The sequence below is a fragment of the Kamptonema sp. PCC 6506 genome (genome assembly GCF_000180455.1).
Taxonomy (GTDB): Bacteria; Cyanobacteriota; Cyanobacteriia; order Cyanobacteriales; family Microcoleaceae; genus Kamptonema; species Kamptonema formosum.
In genome coordinates, this window is sequence record NZ_CACA01000299.1 from 14,925 (window position 1) to 32,344 (window position 17,420).

General features: G+C 43.8%; 14 protein-coding genes. 6 read left to right on the forward strand and 8 right to left on the reverse strand.

Annotation, left to right across the window (positions count from 1 at the left end; all coding sequences use genetic code 11):
• Positions 1 to 225: 225 nt before the first annotated feature.
• Positions 226 to 918: a pentapeptide repeat-containing protein gene (locus OSCI_RS17550; protein ID WP_007356402.1), complete on the forward strand. Its 693-nt coding sequence runs from the start codon at positions 226 to 228 to the stop codon at positions 916 to 918.
• Positions 919 to 977: 59 nt separating this feature from the next.
• Here the strand turns inward: OSCI_RS17550 and OSCI_RS17555 are convergent, their stop codons facing one another.
• From OSCI_RS17555 to OSCI_RS17580, 6 genes are all read right to left on the reverse strand, one after another.
• Entirely contained in the window at positions 978 to 1,373 is a 396-nt protein-coding gene (locus tag OSCI_RS17555) for a phosphomannose isomerase type II C-terminal cupin domain (RefSeq protein ID WP_007356403.1), read from the reverse strand.
• Between the two features lie 439 nt (positions 1,374 to 1,812).
• Positions 1,813 to 3,456 carry a hypothetical protein gene (locus OSCI_RS17560; RefSeq protein ID WP_007356404.1) on the reverse strand — a complete coding sequence of 548 codons (1,644 nt, stop codon included), beginning with the start codon at positions 3,454 to 3,456 and terminating at the stop codon, positions 1,813 to 1,815.
• Between the two features lie 9 nt (positions 3,457 to 3,465).
• Entirely contained in the window at positions 3,466 to 3,690 is a 225-nt protein-coding gene (locus OSCI_RS17565; protein ID WP_007356405.1) for a type II toxin-antitoxin system HicB family antitoxin, read from the reverse strand.
• Positions 3,691 to 3,696: 6 nt separating this feature from the next.
• On the reverse strand, positions 3,697 to 3,924 hold the full coding sequence (locus OSCI_RS17570; RefSeq protein WP_019486887.1) for a type II toxin-antitoxin system HicB family antitoxin: 228 nt from the start codon (positions 3,922 to 3,924) through the stop codon (positions 3,697 to 3,699).
• Positions 3,908 to 4,147: a type II toxin-antitoxin system HicA family toxin gene (locus OSCI_RS17575; RefSeq protein WP_019486886.1), complete on the reverse strand. Its 240-nt coding sequence runs from the start codon at positions 4,145 to 4,147 to the stop codon at positions 3,908 to 3,910. The genes OSCI_RS17570 and OSCI_RS17575 overlap by 17 nt, the downstream gene beginning before the upstream one ends.
• Positions 4,148 to 4,172: 25 nt before the next feature.
• The gene (locus OSCI_RS17580; protein ID WP_007356408.1) at positions 4,173 to 7,391 is read right to left on the reverse strand and encodes a WGR domain-containing protein; all 3,219 of its coding nucleotides are present in this window, start codon (positions 7,389 to 7,391) and stop codon (positions 4,173 to 4,175) included.
• A gap of 354 nt (positions 7,392 to 7,745) precedes the next feature.
• Between OSCI_RS17580 and OSCI_RS17585 the strand changes: the two genes are divergently transcribed.
• From OSCI_RS17585 to OSCI_RS17590, 3 genes are all read left to right on the forward strand, one after another.
• The gene (locus OSCI_RS17585) at positions 7,746 to 7,892 is read left to right on the forward strand and encodes a chlorophyll a/b-binding protein (protein WP_007356409.1); all 147 of its coding nucleotides are present in this window, start codon (positions 7,746 to 7,748) and stop codon (positions 7,890 to 7,892) included.
• A gap of 178 nt (positions 7,893 to 8,070) precedes the next feature.
• Positions 8,071 to 8,220 carry a hypothetical protein gene (locus OSCI_RS30095; protein ID WP_155523372.1) on the forward strand — a complete coding sequence of 50 codons (150 nt, stop codon included), beginning with the start codon at positions 8,071 to 8,073 and terminating at the stop codon, positions 8,218 to 8,220.
• A complete protein-coding gene (locus tag OSCI_RS17590; RefSeq protein ID WP_007356410.1) occupies positions 8,217 to 8,873 on the forward strand; it encodes a hypothetical protein in 657 nt (218 codons plus the stop codon). The genes OSCI_RS30095 and OSCI_RS17590 overlap by 4 nt, the downstream gene beginning before the upstream one ends.
• A gap of 312 nt (positions 8,874 to 9,185) precedes the next feature.
• On the opposite strand, the gene OSCI_RS17595 is transcribed toward OSCI_RS17590, so the two are convergent.
• Both OSCI_RS17595 and purC read right to left on the reverse strand, forming a co-directional pair.
• Complete coding sequence (locus OSCI_RS17595) at positions 9,186 to 11,756, reverse strand: BamA/TamA family outer membrane protein (protein ID WP_019487026.1); 2,571 nt, start codon at positions 11,754 to 11,756, stop codon at positions 9,186 to 9,188.
• A 197-nt stretch (positions 11,757 to 11,953) separates the two neighbouring features.
• The gene (purC, locus tag OSCI_RS17600) at positions 11,954 to 12,682 is read right to left on the reverse strand and encodes a phosphoribosylaminoimidazolesuccinocarboxamide synthase (protein ID WP_026103663.1); all 729 of its coding nucleotides are present in this window, start codon (positions 12,680 to 12,682) and stop codon (positions 11,954 to 11,956) included.
• Between the two features lie 597 nt (positions 12,683 to 13,279).
• On the opposite strand from purC, the gene OSCI_RS17605 reads away from it, so the two are divergent.
• Both OSCI_RS17605 and OSCI_RS17610 read left to right on the forward strand, forming a co-directional pair.
• A complete protein-coding gene (locus tag OSCI_RS17605; RefSeq protein WP_007356413.1) occupies positions 13,280 to 13,708 on the forward strand; it encodes a response regulator in 429 nt (142 codons plus the stop codon).
• 337 nt (positions 13,709 to 14,045) lie between these two features.
• The gene (locus OSCI_RS17610; RefSeq protein WP_007356414.1) at positions 14,046 to 17,408 is read left to right on the forward strand and encodes a response regulator; all 3,363 of its coding nucleotides are present in this window, start codon (positions 14,046 to 14,048) and stop codon (positions 17,406 to 17,408) included.
• The last annotated feature ends 12 nt before the right edge of the window (positions 17,409 to 17,420 follow it).

Consider the following 17,420-nt stretch of genomic DNA (forward strand, 5'->3'; position numbering starts at 1 on the left):
TTAATGGGTGGTTAGCCTGTAACTTGAGGCGATCGCTCTTTCTACCATATTCTGAAAAGTGCGATCGCTAATTTGAGAATATATTTTACTAAAATCTCTAACAACGAACCACTGACCATTACCAATCAGTGATTACAGTCACAGTCCCCACAGACCATAATCACTCAGCAGTATTGAAAAATAGTGCATATTTAAGAATAAGGAGACTTTGGTGAGGTTGGGGAGATGAGAATTGGGATTTTGGCAACAACGGCATTATTATTGACACTTGGTTTTAGTGCTCCAGTGAAAGCAGAAAATGCGGAGCATCTTAAGCAGTTACTTGAAACCAAAAATTGTCCGGGATGCGACTTGACGGGAGCAAAACTAGCAAGATTTGACCTTAGCGGAGCCAATCTCAGCGGCGCTAACCTCAGCGGTGCTAACCTCAAAGGAGCGAATCTCAATGAAGCGAAGCTCAATCAGGCAAATTTGACTAAAGCTAATTTGCAGAGTGCTACTCTGATTGGAGCTAGACTCCACGGTGCAAATTTGAGTAAGGCTAACTTAAGCCGTGCTAATCTGACTCTGGCAGGTATGGTGATTGCCAATCTGGAACGTACTAATCTTAGCTATGCAAATTTGCTAGGTGCAAATTTGGAAAGTGCAAATCTGGTGGGTGCAAATCTCAGGAATACTCGCCAATCTACCGCGAATTTAACTAATGTCAGTCTTAAGGGCGGTAGCTTAATGGGGATGGAAATAATGGGAGTTAACCTGCGGGATGCAGATTTGACTGGTGCGAATCTCAGTGGCGCAAATCTGGGAGGTTCGGATTTGACTGGTGCGAACTTAAAAGATGCTAATATCGCCAATGTGAATCTGAGGGATGCGGCGATGCAAGATACTAGGATGCCGGATGGAAAAGTGCGATCTTAAGTTATTAGAAATTTAGGGTGGGTAGCCTCCACCCTACTATGATAATTTGAGGCTAATTTTTACTCCTCTTCAGGATCTTCTGGAAATCTGATGATGTCATCCTCACCTAGATATTCCCCGTTTTGCACTTCAATCATTACTAGGGGAATCACCCCCGGATTTTCTAAGCGATGAGGCGTGTTCATCGGTACATAAGTTGATTGTTTTTGCATCAAAATCTGCTCTTTTCCGTCGCAGATAACTTTAGCAGTACCGGAAACAACTACCCAGTGTTCGCTACGGTGATAGTGCATTTGAGCACTCATGTGATGACCTGGTTTTACTTCAATGCGATTAATCCGATAACGTTCGCCTTCTTCTAAGATCGTAACTTTACCCCAGGGCCGTATCCGAGTAGTACCATCGGTAGGTAAGGTATCAGTAGGAGTTTGTTGTTCAGTGTCGTTGAGAGTCATATCACGATCCAATTAAATACTTGTCATTGCGAGCCAAGCGTAGCGCAGTTGCGAGGTACGAAGCAAGCCCGAAGCAATCTCAATACCTTGCGATTGCGGAGCACAGCGAACAATGACAGATCGCAACTAATATCATTTCCGTTTTAATTATTATAAAAAAAATCACGCGCCGCCAATTGGTTGCCCCTTCGTAAACCCTCAGAACTAGACTGCTCAACTCCAGCGGGCTCAGTACTACTCGCTCATTCTATTCACAGAATTTAAACCGGAATAGCGAGTAGTACTGAAAGCCCGCACAGTCAAGAGCAGGCTAGTGATGCGTGCTAGAACTAAGCGCAAGGACGGCGATCCACCGCCCGGATTGCAAGGCTGTTTACCATTTGTAAGGATACGGAATACCGGGTACTTACGGCGCGTAATTCACTAACTTACTATTAACTTATTGACTTTGGCGGCTGTATTGCATCCGCAGAGCCAAAATGTGCTCGCAAGGGCCTTTGTACAGCTTATTTTGCTGATGCCAATTGCAATTACATTCTGCTTGAATTATACGCTCATCTGCGTCAACTGTCAAGCAGGGATTAAAACTTTTTTCTTTGTCATTCACATTTCCTTGTAAAGTAAATGCGCCAGCCACGTCAATATTTGACGCAGCGATCTGGACTGCATTTTGACTTAGAAAACGAGTCGCTTTCTCTTCTCGCTCATTAGCAAAACGTAGCCGTTCCATTGGCAAAGGTTCTCGGCTTAATTCCCGTACCCGATAAACCTGCTTATTCAAATCGTAAATAGCTCTTCCCGCCTGAGTGTAAGCACTTAAAGCGCCTAAAACTGCGACCCGACTTAACTTAAGCCGCTGGGCCAAACTATCAGGAGTTTCCCGCCAATTTTCCCGCAAAGCATCAAAAATAAGTTGTTGCGTCCAACTATCAACATCAGCACGGGGAGCCATTAAATCAAAGTTACCAGATTTTGACCAATCATTGGCGCTCCATCCCGATAATCCCAAGGTAAAGGACATATCGCCTAAATCAGCTACATAAAAGGACGGCATTCCCGTACCTAATAAATGTACAGTAAACTTTTTAGCTACAGGAATTAAACGCTCTAAAATGTGGAGGCGGCGACGGCCCCAAACTCTGATTTCCTGTTCTTGCGAACCATGATAAATCGAACGGTGACAAATAATTTCTGTCCCCCAAGGTTCAAAAACGATCCGCACTGGTTCCCCTGGTTTCAGATGGTATCGCAGACTGCGCGGCCCTTTTTTCTCTTTGTGGCGACGCAGGATAAAACACATATTATGAATGTCCATCGGATGCAAATCAAATTGCGTCGCAGGTAAGGACATTGCCGAACTAACTTGTAGAAAACCTCTTACCCAACTGTCGGGTAAATCAATTTTAACTTCTTTAAATACCTCTTCATTGCTAGTTTGAACTTCAAAGCCAGAGGGGTCAACTTGCAGCAAAGTTGTTTTGTAACTGCGAACTTTTTGAAATTCATCATAAAGGGCCGCCGAGTAATCAACATTGGTAGTGCCGCAAGCAAATTCATTGATATTTTTAAACACCTCGTAGCTTGCACCCAAACGGCCATAACTCGATTCATCTACGCTGAAACATTCAAAGAATACTTCATCTGGATGGACGGTAATTACTGGGTCGAAGACAAAATAAAAGTCTAATTCTTTTTGCCAAACATAGCGGCGGAAGGCTTCTCGCGCTCGATAATAAGGTTTTAAACGTTCAGAACGGCGCTGGTAAAATTGGTTTAATTCTGCCTGCAATGGCTGGATTTTTGCTGCTAAGTCTTGACGCTGATTGGCGACAATTTGCCAGTCGATTTCCTCCTGTTTGGCACGCCATTCTTTATAAGCAGTTTTATCTTTGGGCTGGAATCGCATATCGGAGACTACAACATCGTGTAAGGCACTAATCGCCTCGCGAAATGCAACATTTTGACGCAATTCTCCGATAAAATAAGTAGGTGGGCGTTTGGTGTCTGGGGAGAAAGACATCTGGGTATTTCCACCCCGTTCGCTAACACCTGAGTTGCCTTTGTAAGAGTAGTTGAATTCCATTGTTTTTCCTCAACTAGCTTGGTAAATTGCGGGTCGATATTTGGGGGTGGGAATAGGCTTACTCTCGGCCATAGCGGCCTCAAGCCAAGCAGTTTTAGCAATTATTACTTCATGGAGTGCTTCTTCTGGTGTTAAACCAAAAGCAGAGCAATATTTTAAATCGGGAATATCGGCAATATAACCCTCATCTTTTTCACTGTAGAAAACATTAATATTAAAGTGATAATCTTTCATGGTTCGTCATCCCACTGGCTGAAAAGATTTTCCAAATATCTTAGGTTGCGGTAAAGGTTTCCCGTCTTCTAATGATGACTCAATCAGAAGTTCTAACACTTCTTGAGCATTTTTAAGTGCTTCTTGATATGTATCTCCATGCGTGTGACAAAATTTCCCCCACTCAGGGAGACTGACTACAAAACACCGATCTTCATCTGACCATTGGATAATCATACTATAGTGACAAATCATTTTGTTTTTCCTCTTCTTCTCTGTTAATTTCTTCTATTTTCTGAACTGCATTGTTTACATCTGCCTCCTGGTAAGGTTTAGCATCATTACCATCTTTACCTGAGAGAGTAATTACCCCAGATAGAAGAGGATGATACCATTTGGTATGACTACCTTTGCCAGTACGGTAAGTAAATCCTGCTTTCAATAACATACTTTTTAACTCTCTGATTTTTTTGGGCATGACTCCGTTTGCCACGTCATAAACACTAACTTCTAACTTCTACAACTTCTTTCACCTGAATAGGTAAATTAAGCTGCGGATAAACCTTGTGAATTTTTAACATAGTTTGAATTGCAGCGGCCTTATCCCCAATGGCAATAGTAGCAGATTGCCGGGTTAAAATCTCGGCTACAACCATCGCCGCTGCTTGACTTTTTTGCGCTTCTGCATCCAGAAAGGTAAAAATTCTCTGTTTAGCAACTCTACCCCGATTTACGCGCGATAATACGGTGATAAAATAAGGCATTAACTCTCTCAATCGATCGGGACTATCTACGGCATAACTTTCTAGATAATTAGTAGCAAACAACTGCATATCTCCCGAAGGATGTTCGCTAAATTTTAGCAGATAATCTTGTCCGTAAGCTGCTTGAAAATTGCGAGTCACTAAGTCTCGTCCAAATTGGCGCACGTCTTCCCGAATGCTGTCGCAGATGCTAACCATCACCTCTGGAGTCCATTCTTCGCTAGAAAATTCTGTCTTAAAAGTTTGATGGGCAAATTCCCGCGAATCATCCCATTTTGACTCAAGTAGGCGGACAGCCGCTAACATTTCTTGGGAATTGCTACGAATGCGATCTAAATTTGCTACAAACATTTTTCGCGCTGCTTCTCGCACTGACAAAATTTCGTGACTAGCCAGCTTAACTATGTCTATTATATCAAATTCTGCTGCCCAAGTTGGGTAATGTACTCCCAGGATAAAACCTCCTAATTCTTGAGTCGCAGAGGATTTAGCTTTAAGCAGTCGCAAAGCGGTATTTCGATCGATACTAGACATCCATTCGGGAATATCTTCTCGCAGTAAACTAACTAAATAGCTGTGAACGCCTTGATGTCTTTCTGGAATCATTAACACATCAATAAACTCAGAGACTAACTGAGTAGCAAAAGCTGGATATTCTCTGCTTAAACGCCGAATGACTGGTCTAATCGCATTGCGGATTTCAGCCACAGGATTAACGGCCATTGCTATTATCAAAATACTCTGAGAACCGATCAAAGTTTCATCGGGTAATTGACCAAATAATCTCACTCCCACTACTCGCACTCGTTCGTAGGGCGATTCTAGTAAAGACTCTATCAAATTCGGGGGTAAATTAGCAGCGTTGATTTCGTGATTTAGTAAAATCCGCGCCCCTAATTCTTGAATCTCAGGTAGGGGATGTCTGAGTAAATCAAGGATAATTCCTAATCCTAAATTTCGCAGTTGTGGTGTAAAGCTAATTAGCAAAGTTTCGGTGATTTCTTTTGCTATTTCCCCTAATTCGGTTGGTTCTCCTGGGAAAGCTAACAATTCAGCAATAATTCGGGCGATTAATACTCTGGCAGTGTTATCATTAATAATTGATGAACTCAACAATCGACGAGCAAATTGGCGAGTATCTGTTTGTGCGCTAGTCACTAATGCAGCAATAAATTGGCTGTCTTCTAAGAAATATTCCCGCTGTTCTTCTATCCAGCGGTAAGCCAATGTCCGCGCATTTTGAGATACAGAATTGGCAACAGCAAGAACTAATTTCTTGTTGGCTGGCTGTCTGTGATAGCCACCGTTTATGACTAAATTCAAACTCAGCTCTGCTGTAACTGCGTAGGGTTTGCCAAGAAGTTTGATAATTGTGTCAATGTCAATATTTGCACAAAATTGTTGGCAAGCTTTTAAAGCTTTAACGGCAAAATGATGAACGGGCTGACAGTTACTTGCTAATAACAATTGTAGCAGTGCTTCTGGGTTTTGCTGCCACAGTTGAGGAAATGCTTCTTCTCGAACTTCGGGTTCTGGATCTCCAGGTTTATAGTTTTCCTGACAACGCCATGCTTTGTTATTTGGGAATAAAACATAGCGGGGACTATTCTCATATAAAATGTGGTTAAATGTTAAATAGCCAGCATAACTATCCCAGTCACGGTTATAATGAATGCGAGTCATGTCAGAGTAATTCCATACCTGGAAATCGCTGTTTTTAACTTCTACGGCATCAGCATCGGTATATTGAAGAAGAAGGTTGACAGCCATTTTTATATAATCAGAATCACTTTCTTCACCTAATTGTTTAAGAGTTCGCCAAACCCGCCGTTGTAGATAGTCGCGAGTTTTATTGCTATAGGCAATTCTCGCATTATCGCTCTCCATTTCCTGGACAAATTCATTGAGTTTAACTCTTTCGTGCTTGCGGGCTTGAGGATTATAATGATATTCGTATTTTCTCAAGTACCCGCCTTCTGGAAGTCGGATATAATTACCATCGCTGCGGAACATTGCCGATTCTTTTTCAAATCGACGAGTAAGAATCGCAAAAACTTCGGCATCATGGCGATATTCAGCCATCTTGAAAATGTGACGAATTTGTTTAAAATAGTTGGGTTGAAGCGGTGCAGTAGATAAAATATTAAGTAGGGCGGGTCGCACTGAATTGTTATCAATTTGATAGATAGTATCGAGTACGGAAAAACGCTGACTTTCATTGTTATTAAGATAACTAATTAAGGCTGTGGAGAATGCCTCCGCTGAACCATTTTGTGCTATTTCTCGCAATTCTGGCGGTAATTGTTTTATTTTTTCAGAGCGCAATGTTGCTTTTGTTTCTTCATCTGATAATTTAACAATTGCTTCCCAGGCGATGCGGCAAACAAATTCGGGCATTTTGGGTTCAATAGGAAGGCGATCGCCGCTTACAATTCTTTGAAGTGGGGGAATTGCACTCTCATCGCCGCACCAACCCAAGGCCCAAGCAATGCAATAATCTCTTAAGCGATCGCCACTACGAAATAATTGAATTAACAACGGCGCAGCTTCCCGGATCTTCAATTCCCCCGCACGCCAGATAGCACGTTCGAGGGGCCATTTACTATTGCTACCACGAGCGAGACGATTGATAATAGCTTGTTTACGCGGCTCTCCAACTGAAATCTCTGTAACTGTGGCGGTTTGGGGTACCGCAGGCGCAGCACTTACCCCTGCACTCGTAACGTCGCGATAGCCTTTTTTCGTCTTTTCCCCAACCAGCTTATCAAATACTTTTTGAGCTTGTGCCAAAGGCACGGCTTTATCAGTTTTTGTCCCTTCTTTGAGGTTCGTACCTCGGCGACCGTAGCGGAAGTTTACCAGATAAAGGTCTTCCCCGACCTGGCACAGATCCACTTCATAAACCTTATCGGAACCTGCTTCCTGGAAATGAAGAGTAGTTTGTTTAATCAGTTTCATCAGATTTACCGCCAGATGCCTTACTTGTCGTTATAGCTTACTCAGAGGAAGATCGGGGAGAGGGGCAGAGCTATTTCATTTTCCCGAAACCCGTCAGGGACTAAAGTCCCTGCCTAATAGCTGAAGTCGGTTTAAACCGACTCAAATACTAGCTGTCTAGTCGTCTTCAGACGACTTTCGCACTTGAGACAGGGACTTTAGTCTCTGTCAGACTATAGCTTTAAAAGAATGAATCAGCACTGCCTCCGTTTCCCTCACAGCAAGCCTTTGACAAAAATGTAAAAAAATGTTGCATTGTTTCTGTCCTTGTGTTACATTACTTAACAAGGTTGAAATTAAACGAGGTTCGCGATCATGGAAACTAAAGAAACAACCAAATTGGGCTTTACCGATTTCGCCGAAACTTGGAATGGTCGTCTGGCCATGCTGGGCTTTGTAATTGGTCTTGCTACTGAGTTCCTGACTGGTCAAGGTATTTTGTCCCAGTTGGGCTTGATGTAATCAATTAGGCATACATACTAGATTACGCGCGATCGCCCTCCACAAAGCGCGATCGCCCCACTCTTCACAAAGTCCTCTTCAGATCATCTGAAGGGGACTTATTAATTTTAGGAATTAATTATATTTTAGGAATTAATTACGGCGGGTTATTTCAAACCCATAGAACCGCCAAATATCTTTGGTAAGAGACAAAATTTATCAGCTCAACCCACCTCTAGAACTCATCATTATCCCAGTTCGCGATCGCCACATTTTTTCCGGCGTAGCCAGGGAAACCGAAGTAATGTCCTACAGCACCTCATGCCATCAGAACTGGGACATTAAATGAAAAAACTAATACTGTCAGGGCTACTGGCCGTATTTGTGGCAACAACTGCACTTGGCAATACCACAACCCCAACTATTGAGCCAATTCGGAGAATGTCAAGCCCCGAAATTCGAGAGACAATCGCTAAACCTACTACTTACATTTTTGAAGGAATAAAAGGGCGCGAACTAACTTTATCTCTGTGGGCGGGAAGCTTGACAGCAGAACTGTTTAGCCCCAGCGGGCAAAGATTAGGCATAATTCAAACAGAGGTCAGCCAATGGGTAGGGGTATTACCGGAGTCAGGTCTTTATCGAGTAAGGATCACCCCCAAAAAACAGACAACTAGCTTTGTTTTGGAACGTGACTTTAAAGCAATCTGGTCATATAAACCAGACCGCAAACTCCCGATGGCGCGAGGAGCAAAAGATACCAGCATTGAACTTAAATTATCCGCCTACGAAATCCAGCCTTTAACAATTCAGGCGAAAGTTGGGCAAACAATGACCGTCACTGCTAAGGATGTAGATGTAGCGATCGAATCTCCATCGGGAGAACTGCTCGATCAAGGCAACGGCGAAGCTTTAGCTAAATTACCTCAGTCTGGAGTCTACCGCATTCTGATAGTGGCCAGTAAATCAATACAAACATCAGTCAAAGTTACTCTGCGATAAATTGGTAATTGGTAATTGGTAATTGGTAATGGCTAATGGCTAATCGCTAATGGCTAATCGCTAATCGCTAATTACCCATCGTTGCCAATTGCTAATTGCTAATGGCTAATCGCTACAGGATTTACACAAATAGGACTTACCGATGGAGTCCCAGAAACCGGGTTTTTGATATTATCTGTGGATAAGGGCGAAGTATTTTTGTCAAAAAACCCGGTTTCTTTGGTTGGGTGAGTAAGTCCTGTCTTGGTAATTGCTAATTTAGTGAGAATCAACAACTAACAGTTAACAGTTAACAGTTAACAGTTAACAAATTTAGAATCTTTCGCCAATTCCAAAGTGCAATCTGCTACCACCATCTACACTAAATCCATAATCTATTCTGATCGGGCCCAGAGGAGATTGAATCCGCACCCCTACACCAGCGCCAATACCACTTCCTGGTTTGCCTCTGACACCTGCGGGATCGCCAGGAACGCTGCCACCAGTACCCAAATCTGTAGCCGCATCGATAAATAGGGCTGCGCCGACGAAAGAAATAATCGGGAAGCGGTACTCAGCGGTAGCTTGGATGAAACTGCGACCGGCACCAACGTCTCCTTCATCGTAGCCTCGGACGGAGTTAGCGCCGCCCAGGGCAAAAGCTTCGTAAGGAGGTAAATCGCCCAAAATAGTACCAGCTTGAATGTTAAAAGCCAGGGTTTGGGGGCCAGTGGCAAAGCGAGTGTAACGTACTGGGAGATAGTAACTGTAGCTGCCTCGGATACGGTTGAATAGGATAGCTCCCGATCCGACTGGTACAGACTGTTCCATCCCAAACCGCAGCAGCGAACCGCTAGTGGGGCGCAGGGCATCGTCGCGGCGATCGCGTACAATTCCTGCTTGTAGTGTAAACAAATCGTCAGAACCCGAATTACTGAAACTCAGTTTGTTATCATCCTCATCGCGGGCTCTAACATTGCCATTGCGATCGCGAATTGATACTCGCTGATACTGAAACCCAACAGAAGCCACCCATTCAGAATCAGCAAAAGGATTGCGCTCTAAGGGGCGGGTAAAACTCAATCCGCCGCCAGTACGAAGAATACGAGGGCGATCGCCATTTTCCAACCGCACCTCATTGTCCCCGCCATCAAAAATCACGCTAATCGATCGACGGCGGAACGCATTCACAGTATAAGAAGTACGGTAGGGATCGCCAGCGATCCAGGGGTCAGTAAAGCTGACATCAAACAGCGTCGCTCTTTCCCCTATCTGCAACTCCGCCCCTAACCGCTGGTTATTTCCCCCCAGATTTTGTTCCTGATAACTGATGGTACCGAACAGCCCAGTAGCGGAACTCAGCCCCGCACCAGCCGCCAGGGAACCGGTATTCTTTTCAATCACATTGACGATCACCCGCGCCTTACGGGGGTCTGTCGCTCCCGGTTCCAAGGCAAGGCGCACGTCTTCAAAAATCCCCAAGCCAAATACTCGCCGGAGATCTCTTTCAGCTTTATTTCTATTAAAAACGTCCCCTGGCTTCAGTTCTACCTCGCGGGTAATAATAAATTCGCGAGTGTTGCCTTTGATTGGTTGGCCCTTAGCATCAGTTGCCTCACCTTCCTTATTCAAAAAGCGAACTTCTACCCCTTCCACCACGCCTTCTGCGACTTGCAGTGTCACATTACCGTCATCAGACACCTGCGGCGCGTCAATCACCTGGCCCAAAACATAGCCATTGTCTTGATACCACTTATTGATTTTTTTCACTCCCTCCTCAAACTGCCGGAGGTTGAGAATTTTGCCGTATTGGTCGCCAAAGGCTTCGTCAATTACGGTTTGGGGTAAAACTTCCTGGCCAGTGATTTGCACTCCCCGTAATATGGGGTTTGCTTGGACGACAAAAGTTACTCGCACCCCCAAAGGGGTATCTTCCGGTACAGCCCGGACATTTCTAAAAAAGCCAGTAGCGAAAATCGCGTTAATGTCTTGTTGCAGTTGAGTTCTAGTTGTAGTGCGCCCTGGTTGGGTGCTGATGACTCGGTAGACTTCATCTTCAAGTTGACCTTCTACGCCGCTGACAACAACTTCAGCAACTAACACTTGGGAGTCAGACTGCCCCGCTGGGGGAGTTGGTGTTGTTCTTGGTACTGGTGGCGCTGGAGGGGCTTCTGGGCTTGGTGCTGGAATGTCTACTGGCGGGGTAGGGGACTCTGGAGCGGAGTTATCAGGCGGCAGTGGAGCTTGAGCAATGTCCCTGGGAGAATGAGGGACGTAGCCTACAGGTGTGCCGTCTAATGCAGGGTTTCGCTTGGATGAAGTGGGATTCCCCAAGGCTCGCTCTGAGATGGTTTCGGCTTGTTTAAATTGATATGTTTCCCCATTCTTAGCCAGCTTTTGGTCGGGAGGACAAGATGTCCGCCCCATAACTTTATTTGTTGTCGAATCTCGATCTGGCTGCTGGTTTTCCAATGGGCTGCAAGATTTTAATTCAACTATCTGGGCGATGTTATGAGGCTGGTTGGATTCAGAGATTTTTCCTAAATCTCTTGATATTGCGGTTTTTGTTTCTTCAATCCAACCGATTGTATTTTCCTGCTTACTTGGGTTCTTTGGCAACAAAAATATCTCGGTGCTTTCGGCTTTACCAGTTACTCCAAAGTTTTCCAAAAAAGTCGGGTATCTATGAGCCTGTAATGACTTTTTGGTAGCATTTTTGGATATTGGCTCTCCTGGTTTTTGAGTTGATGTAGACAATTCAGATAAATTTGAAGACTTTACAGAGCTAGGCGTTAAACCTGTTTCTGAAGGCTCAGAGGAGGATGTTTGGCAATTTGCGGAGTTTGATAATCCGAAAGTTGCTGAGGCAGTAAAAACTGCCACTAAAACAGCAGATAATCGCATTTTTATTCCAATTTTTGGACATTCCACACACCACATTTTTGTTAATCGTTAGTTGTTGGTTGTTAGTTGTTGGTTGTTGGTTGCCGATTTGACTAACTATTAACCACTAACCACTAACCACTAACCACTAACTACTAACCACTAACTATTAACGCTTTTAGACAAACTTTGCAATTGTACCGCATTGGCAAGGGAGTCTAAACGTTTTGAGCTAAAACCCGCTGGAGGACTTGTTGATAAGCTGTCTCCACTGAACCTAAATCGCGGCGGAATCGGTCTTTGTCCATCACCCGTTTGTCGGGGTCGGTTTCGGACTGATCCCAGAGGCGACAGGTGTCGGGACTAATTTCATCTGCGAGGATGAGTTTACGATCGCGATCGAGTCCAAATTCCAGTTTGAAGTCTACCAGGGTAATGCCGCACTGGTTGAAAAACCCTTTGAGAATTTCATTGATTTGACGGGCGGCGGCTTGTAGTTCTTCAAGTTGATAGGGGGTTGCTAGTTGCATGAACAACAGGCGATCGCGGGTTAATAGGGGATCTCCGAGTGCATCATTTTTGTAATAAAATTCCACTAGGGCTGGAGTGAGAACTGTACCCACTGCCAGTCCGGTTTGTTGGCACAGACTACCTGCGGCAATGTTCCTGACTACAACTTCCAAGGGGAAAATCTGGACGCGACGGACTCGCATCTCGTTAGGGCTGGGGCAGTCGATAAAATGAGTGGGAATACCTTTGGCTTCCAGTAGCTGAAATAGGTGGCGGGATACGGCACAGTTAATTTCGCCTTTGCCGGCAATAGTGCCGCGCTTCTGGGCGTTAAAGGCTGTAGCGTCGTCTTTAAAATAGGTCAGCAAAATCTCGCTGTCATCTGTAGCGTAGAGGATTTTGGCTTTGCCTTCGTAAAGTTTGCTGTCGGGGGACATAGGGATTTGAGTTTTTAGATTGAGGTTGGGCATTTTAACACTCCCGCTTTTTTTGGCTTAGCCTGCCGTTAGGCTAATGGGACGGGATTTGTCAGAGATGTTGATCGGCATACTAAAATTTGTCTATAATTGCATAGACCTTTCTACTTTAGACAAGTGATGTCTAGCTTCAAGATCCTCGGTTGCTGTGCATAGTTTTCTTAGTTGAAAAGGATTGAGGTGTTAATTGTGTACCCGATTAAGTTAGAACTGAAATTAAATAATAAGCAAAAAACGCTAATAATGCAATACAAGCACTATAAATGAATTTGGTTTCTGGCTAAATTAAGCCGGGACTTTCAAATATCATCCTAATTTTTCAGTGTAATTAACGAGGAAAACGGGAAAATTTAGTTGTTAACTCTACCTATTTTAACGTCCGGTAGATTTCTCTTACAGAACTGAAACTATCCTGATTCATGATTATATCGAAACTTAGATTTGAGCTTAATTACCACTAATACGAGCGTTCAATTTGACAGTAACTTTAATTCTCTCGCCTAAGTTTGCTCCTTCTCAATATTGCTAAGGAGTTTCCACACATTCAAGAGGTTTATTATGGAAGAAAAAACGATCCACATTTTACTGGTAGAGGATGATGAAGTTGATGTCATGAATATCCGCCGAGCCTTTAAAAAGAATAATATTATTAATCCCCTCTACATGGCAGCAAATGGGCTGGAGGCACTGGCGATGCTGCGTGGCGAGGGAGAGGGACTGGCGGTTCCTTCCTTGCGCCGATTAGTATTGCTGGACTTGAATATGCCTAAAATGAATGGGATAGAGTTTTTGCGAGAATTGCGGTTAGACGATAAGCTGAAGTCGATTCCTGTAATTGTTTTGACAACTTCTAATGAGGATAGGGATAAAGTAGAAGCTTATAACCTGAATGTAGCGGGCTATATTCTTAAACCGGTGACGTTCTCTAATTTTGTTGAAACGATCGCGACGCTAAATAAATACTGGATGCTAAGTGAAATGCCGTAACTGTTAGTGGTTATTTGTTGGTTGTTAGTGGTTAGTTGTTAGTTGTTGGTGGTTAGTGGTTAGTTGTTTTTATTAATAGTTAGTAGTGCTTGGCAATTAGCGATTAACGACCAACAGTTAGAAAATAAGAACCCATAACTAACAGTGAGATGAATAACGAACAAACAGCTAACTACGAATAATTAACAATAAAAAAAGAGCGACCAGCAATCAGAATGATAACAGACAGCTAGCTACTAAAAATTAACAGCTAACAACTAAGAATTAATAACAACAATTAATAACTAACAACCACAAGCTAAAAAAACTAACAACTAAAAACCAACAACTAACAATTATGGAAGAATCTCTAAAAGTTTTGATAGTTGATGACGATGAAGTGGATCGGATGGCAGTCCGCCGAGCCCTAAAAATTGCTGGTGTGCGAGTGGAAATTGCCGAAGCTGGGGGCAGTGCGGAGGCGAGAGTGCTGCTGTTAGCAGCTCATAATGAGCTAACTAATTCTGCGGAAGAAATGGCAAGCGCTAAACCATTTGATTGTGCCTTTCTAGACTATCGCTTGCCAGATGGGGATGGTCTAAAGTTGGTAAAAACTATTAGGGAAGCAGGAATTAAAATCCCGTTAATTGTGTTAACTGGTCAAGGAGATGAACAAATTGCTGTAGAACTAATGAAAGCGGGTGCTTCCGATTATATTGCTAAAGCTAAGTTGTCTCCTGAAAATTTGTCCCGAAGCTTGCAAAATGCGATCAGAATTTACCGTGCTGAAACTAAAGCTACGCAAGCTTCGCAAAAGCTAAAAGAAAGTGAAGAACGTTACAGATTAGTTCTGGAAGGTGCTAATGATGGGATTTGGGATTGGGATTTAAGTAAAAATGAGGTTTACTGGAACGATCGCCTGCTGGAAATAGTGGGTTTGTCGCGCTCTGAATTTGGAAGTGCGATCGAGGCTTTTTTCGATCGCCTTCATCCAGAGGACTACGAGAGTACAAGAAAAGCTCTGGAAGCTCATCTGGAAACGGGCACAGAATATAATGTTGAATTTCGCTTGTTGCACTCTTCCGATGTTTACCGCTACTGTACTGGTAGGGGAAAGGCGCAACGGAATCAGCAGGGAAAAGCACTACGGATGGCGGGTATTATTAGTGATATTAGCGATCGCAAGTTGGCAGAAGCAGCTCTAGAAAGGGAACGCCAACAACTGCGGCAAATAATCGCTTGCGTGCCTGTACCGATGGCGATGTTTGATAAAGAAATGCGCTATCAGGCTCACTCTCAAAGGTGGCTGACTCAATATAATTTAGAAGGGCAATCTATCCTCAACCGTAGCTATTATGAAGTATTGCCAGATATTCCCGATCGCTGGAGGAAGATGCACGAGCGATCGCTCACTGGTGAGGTAGTTTCAGTCAGCGAAGATGCTTGGAAACGCGAGGATGGCTCGACTGTATTCCTACGTTGGGCAATTCACCCCTGGTATGCTCCAGATGGTGAAGTTGGGGGTATTGTCCTAGTTAGCGATCGCATTAATGAGTTGGTAGAGGCGCGGGAAGCGGCGATCGAAGCTAGTCGCGTAAAATCCCAATTTTTGGCTAACATGAGCCATGAGATCCGTACTCCTATGAATGGAGTTTTGGGAATGGCACAACTGTTATTACGCCTTTCCTTAGAGGCGAAACCGAGAGAATACGCTCAGACAATTTATCGCAGTGCCGAACATCTACTTTCTGTGATCAATGATATCCTCGATTTCTCTAAGATTGAAGCCGGGGAAATGCGCCTGGAAACCTTAGATTTCGATTTGGATGTTTGCATTGAATCGATGGTGGAAATGGTGGTAGCAACGGCTGAAGAAAAAGGGTTAGAACTGAATGTTTTAATTGAAAGCTCTGTTCCCCGACAGTTGCAAGGCGATCCTGGAAGGCTCAAGCAGATTTTGTTGAATTTGGTAAATAATGCTATCAAGTTTACAGATCGCGGTCAAGTTTTAGTCAGAGTATCTCTCAAGAGCTCAACAGTCGATCGAAAGCTGATCTTTTCTGTGCGCGATAGTGGAATTGGCATTTCCCCAGAAGGGCAAAAAAAGCTGTTCCAGTCATTTTCTCAGGTCGATGGCTCGCCGACAAGACAATACGGCGGTACTGGTTTAGGTTTGGTGATTTGCAAACAGTTAGTGGAGATGATGGGAGGCGAAATTGGGGTTCGCACTTCTGTGGGTAAGGGTTCTAATTTCTGGTTTACAATACCTTTGCAGATGCAACCACAGCCTGTAGAGCGATCGCGAGGTTCCCAGATTGCGGGTAAACGGTTGTTAGTGGTATCCCATAGTGCTGTAACCAGGGCGGTAGCGCGGGCGATCGCGGAGGCGCGGGGGGCCTACTGCACTGAAGCGGAAGATGCGAGGACTGTTTTAGCGGTGTTGGAGGAGGCTAATTCTGGAGCTCGTAGGGAGCAAGAGCACTACACGGCGGTATTTCTGGATCTGCAACTACCCCAATTAGATACCCAAGGGTTTGCGGCTTTTGTGCGATCGCTGTTAGTAAAACCCCTGCTGATTGGGGTGACTTCGCTGCGCGATCGACACAAAGCAGAGGCACTTTGCTCTCTAGGCGCTGCTAGCTACTTGATTAAACCGCTGAGAGCTTCCCAGTTTTGTGACAGCCTTTTACCAGCAACAACCAAAGAAGAGGAAGAAAAGTTTTCTTATGTCACCAGTCAAGATAATTCTACTAAACCTAATTATCAATTGCCCCTTTCTAATAGTCAATTATCCGTAAAAATTCTCTTAGCTGAAGATCACTATATTAACCAACAAGTTATTCTCAATCAACTCATGGTTTTGGGCTATCAAGCCGACTGTGCAGCTAACGGTCAAGAAGCGCTAAAAATGCTCGAACTTCAAACCTATGATGTAGTGCTAATGGATTGCCAAATGCCGATCCTTGACGGTTATGCAACTACGAAAAAATTGAGGGAGCAAGAAGCCAATAAGGAGCGAGAGAACTCCGCTCATAAGACTGTTGTAATTGCTCTCACTGCCCATGCAATGCCAGGGGAACGTGAGAAGTGTTTGGCAGCAGGGATGGACGATTATCTCAGCAAACCCGTCGATATAGAAGACTTGGCAGCAATCCTAAAAAAATATGAATCGATCGCTAATAAGTATGAGAATATGGATAACAATTATGAAATTAAAAGTGTAAACAATGAAAATAGCTCATATTTAGAAGCAGATAACTTAAATAGTTCGGCAAAAACTGACATTGAAATTACCCTATTACAAACTATACCAAACGAAACCACTAGCCCACTTGATTTTTTAGAAGATACAGAGTTAGATTTACTTTTAGATCGGAAGCGCTTGCAGCAAATTGGCAAAGTAAATACTACCTTACCCAAGCGACTTTTACAGGCATTTATTGACAGCGTACAAGTAGATATTGAATCGGCAAAAGTTGCCTTACTTGCTAAAAATTGGAATGCTGTTGAACACCAAGCTCATAGGATCAAGGGAACTGCTTCAAATGTCGGTGTACGCTTAATGGCAAAGTTAGCAGCTCAGTTAGAGGATAGAGCACGAGATTGCCAAAATCAGCCGCTACCAGAATCACAAACTATTGACGGTGGAGAGGAATTATTGGCTACTTTGTCAAGCCATTTAGCACGAGTTAAGACTTTTATTCAATCTCGGAATTGGTAACTGTTAACTGTT